Annotated in this window: 4 protein-coding genes and 1 tRNA gene; 2 read left to right on the forward strand and 3 right to left on the reverse strand. The window is 43.9% G+C overall.

The window, feature by feature from the left end:
• The 3 genes from ABI367_RS01580 to hscB all read right to left on the reverse strand — a co-directional run.
• Positions 1 to 1203: MFS transporter (locus tag ABI367_RS01580; protein WP_462229149.1), on the reverse strand; the 1203-nt coding region annotated here is incomplete at its 3' end.
• Positions 1204 to 1439: 236 nt separating this feature from the next.
• Positions 1440 to 1519: transfer RNA gene (locus ABI367_RS01585), tRNA-Leu, on the reverse strand.
• Between the two features lie 27 nt (positions 1520 to 1546).
• A complete protein-coding gene (gene hscB, locus ABI367_RS01590; RefSeq protein ID WP_462229151.1) occupies positions 1547 to 2074 on the reverse strand; it encodes a Fe-S protein assembly co-chaperone HscB in 528 nt (175 codons plus the stop codon).
• Positions 2075 to 2213: 139 nt separating this feature from the next.
• Between hscB and kdsA the strand changes: the two genes are divergently transcribed.
• Both kdsA and ABI367_RS01600 read left to right on the forward strand, forming a co-directional pair.
• On the forward strand, positions 2214 to 2987 hold the full coding sequence (gene kdsA, locus ABI367_RS01595; protein WP_462229153.1) for a 3-deoxy-8-phosphooctulonate synthase: 774 nt from the start codon (positions 2214 to 2216) through the stop codon (positions 2985 to 2987).
• 112 nt (positions 2988 to 3099) lie between these two features.
• On the forward strand, positions 3100 to 3840 hold a 741-nt coding region (locus ABI367_RS01600), incomplete at its 3' end, for a KpsF/GutQ family sugar-phosphate isomerase (RefSeq protein WP_462229155.1).

Here is a 3840-nt window from a genome sequence, read left to right on the forward strand (position 1 = left end):
AAAGTTGCCACCTCGGGCCAGAAAGCCTATCACAACAGGTACCACCACACCGGATAGCTGCCCTATAAAATTAAATACGCCACCGGTAATGTCAATCAAACCCTCGGGGGCAAGTGTTGATATAAAAACCCAGGTGATTGAAGCAGCACCTATTCCAAAAAACGATAACGACATAAAAAAAATAATGAGGTGCGGCGCGTTTACATAGTTGGCCCCAAAAATAGCTACAGACAATAGTAAACCTGCAATTACAGGGAGTTTACGTGCCCTTGCAGCCGGGTATCCTTTTTTTATTAAATGATCAGACAGAAAACCCGAGCATAAAACACCTGCAAAGGCAGCCAAATAGGGTACCGATGCCCAGTAGCCCGATTTTATAATATCCAGCCCCCGATAATCAACCAAATACTTTGGGAACCATGTTAAAAAAAACCAGAGGGCACCATTAACCGCAAACTGCCCCAAATAAACACCCCAAAGCTTACGATGCGACAGCACTTCTTTTAAATCGGGCCAGTTAAATAGGTTTTTCTGTTGGATATTGTTCTCGTCGCGGTTTAAAACTCCGCCGCCTTTTTCAATATGATCCAACTCCTGCCGGTTAACTTTTTTATGTTTTAACGGATCGCGGTAAAAGATATACCAAACAAGGCCCCAGATTACGCCTATAATACCTGTTATTATAAATAAGCCCCGCCAGCCAAAATGCAGTTCTATTTTTGATAGCACCGGCATTAAAAAGGCCAATCCTAAAAACTGGCCCGAGGTATATATGGCAATAGCTGAGGCACGCTCATTATCCGGAAACCAGCTACTTACCACCCGGTTATTAATAGGGTAGGCCGGTGCCTCGGCCATTCCGGTGGTCATGCGCAAGCCAAACAAAGCCATAAACCCGTTGGCAAACCCCTGCATCATAGTAAATACCGACCATACCATCAAGCAAACAGCATAAAATGCACGGGGCGCGTAGCGCTTAACCAACATGCCTCCGGGTACCTGGACCAGGATGTACGTCCAGCTAAAGGCGGATAGTAACAAACCCATTTGTACTGATGAGAATTTATACTCCTTACCAATAGCCGATGCCGCCACGGCAAGGTTGCTCCTGTCCATATAGTTAATAACTACGGTTATAAAAATAAGGAACAGGATATGGTACCTTATTTTGGTGGGCTTGAAGGCGACGGTTGTATTTTCCATATTACTACTAACGCTTTCCAAATTAGTATAGAAAGGCTGTATAAATGTTTAGGCTTTATAATTTCCACCAAAATAATAAAAGGGTGGTGAAATATTGAATTTCATCGGTGTTTATTTTATGATGATTAGCGATCGAAGGTGGTGAGCGAGGGATTCGACAAAGTTATAGGTGTGCGGAAGAAGGGACTCGAACCCCATTAAAACAACAAAGCCCTTCGATTTCTCGAAAGGCTTTGTACCCAGCGCCGGAGTCGAACCGGCACGGTTTCCCACAGGTGTTTGAGACCAGCGCGTCTACCAATTCCGCCAGCTGGGCTTGCTGATCTAAGAGTGGATTAGTTTCTTAGAGGCGGGTTGCAAATGTATTTAAACTCTCTTTAATTCGCAATAGGTATTTTTGCCGATAATAGATATTCGCGATATCATTCAGCCGGTTTTCTTTAGCGGTATCATTTAATTGGTCGTAATCGTTAGTCAGTCCGTCTAATTCTTCGTTTATATCACTCTCAATGGCAAGCACTTCGGCGGTCAGGTGGCCCAGGTCTTCCTTGCTGTCAATTTCCATCAGTCGCTCATTAATATCCATCATTTCCATTAAAAAATCTGCCGGAAGTTGTGGTTTTGCACCTTCGTTGGCCAGATCATGCAGCTTTAAAATATATTCCAGCCGTTTATTGGGGTCAGATAATGCCTGGTAAGCTTTATTGTTGATGGTGGATAGTTCCAGTATTTCCTGCTGTTTTTCCTCATCCTCATTAGCATAAAAGTCGGGGTGATATTCCTTACTCAGCGCGTAAAATTTCTTTTTAAGCAGAGCAGGGTCGGGGTTAAAGCTTTCGGGTATCTGGTAAAAATCGAAATAATTGATCATGTTGTAAAGTTATACGTTTTACGTGGTACGTTATACGTCTGCCTAAAAAAACGTATAACGTCTGACGTATTACGCACAACCTTAAAAAATTACGTACAACCTGTAAAAAATCTATCTTTGCTTAAAATAACCACCAAATATGCTATTTGACCAGATACGGCAAAAGCCGTTTTTTATATTAGGCCCTTGTGTAATGGAAAACCAGGAGCTGTTATACACCGTTGCCGAGCAAGTTGCCAATGTTGGGCAGAAATACAATATACCCGTAATATTTAAATCCTCATTTGATAAGGCTAACCGTACCTCTATCCACTCGTACCGCGGACCGGGTATTGAAAAGGGGATGGAGATGCTGCAAAATGTAAAAGAAAAGTTCAATCTGCCGGTTACTACGGATATACACGAGCCCTTTCAAGCCGCTATAGCTGCTCAGGTGGTTGATATTTTACAGATACCTGCCTTTTTATGCCGCCAAACCGATCTGCTGGTAGCGGCAGCTAAAACAGGTAAAATAGTAAATGTTAAAAAGGCCCAGTTTTTATCGGGACAGGATATGTTTTACCCGGCACAAAAAGTAATTGAAGCGGGTAATGAGCAGGTAATACTTACCGAGCGCGGCAATATGTATGGCTATAACAACTTAGCGGTTGATTTTAGGAACATATATGATATGAAGAAATTTGGCCACCCGGTTTGTATGGATTGTACGCATTCGGTACAGCGCCCGGGTGGGGCAGGCGGCAAAACCGACGGCGACCGTACTTTTGTACCCATGATGGCCCTGGCTGCCAAAGCTTTTGGTGCCGATGGTTACTTTATGGAAATACACCCCGACCCGGATAACGCGCTAAGCGACGGGCCGAACATGGTTAGGTTGCAGGATATGGAAAAAACCATTGTGCCTTTGCTGTAGCCCCTCTAAATCTCCCCAAAGGGGAGACTTTTACGAGCGGTAATTTAGAATAAGAAATAAAATAAAAAATAAAAAACTCCCGCTCCTTTGGAGAGGGCCGGGGTGAGGCCAAATGAAAGATATTGCCAAAAGGGTTTTTGATATTGAGATAGAATCGCTGCAGCAGGTAGCGGCATTAATTGATGATGCTTTTACCGTTGTGGTTAACGCCATACTGGCCAATAAAGGTAAAGTTATTGTGATCGGTATAGGTAAATCGGGCCTTATTGGAAAAAAGATTGCAGCCACTTTTTCAAGTACCGGTACGCCAAGTTTCTTTTTACATCCGGGCGATGCGTTTCATGGCGACCTGGGGATAGTAGGCGCGAACGACCCGGTGTTGCTGATATCATACTCCGGCGAAACTGATGAGGTATTAAGAGTTATCCCATTTTTAAAATGGAATAAGAATCTGATTATCAGCATAACAGGCAACACAAATTCAACAATCGCTAAAAACAGCGACCATCATTTAAATATCAATATTACCCGCGAGGCTTGTCCGCTGGCATTGGCGCCTACCTCATCAACCACGGCAACGTTGGTTATGGGCGATGCGCTGGCTATAGCGCTGATGGAAACACGCCAGTTTCAGGAAGAGGATTTCGCACGTTTTCATCCCGGCGGCAGTTTGGGCAGAAAGCTATTAACAAGGGTTAAAGACCTGATGCGGGTAGATAACCTGCCGTTTATACCGATCGATGCTTCGTTTACAGATGTTTTGCTCCGTATGTCTGAAGGGAAGCTGGGCATGGTTATTATAGGTGATAAAGGCAGGGTAGATGGTATTATAACCGATGGCGACCTGCGTCGT

This window comes from Mucilaginibacter sp. (genome assembly GCF_039935595.1).
Lineage (GTDB): Bacteria > Bacteroidota > Bacteroidia > Sphingobacteriales > Sphingobacteriaceae > Mucilaginibacter.

Excerpts from the sequence above, each read along its gene's own strand:
- kdsA (WP_462229153.1), top strand. The coding sequence starts at position 2,214 with ATGCTATTTGACCAGATACGGCAAAAGCCGTTTTTTATATTAGGCCCT.
- hscB (WP_462229151.1), bottom strand. The coding sequence starts at position 2,074 with ATGATCAATTATTTCGATTTTTACCAGATACCCGAAAGCTTTAACCCC.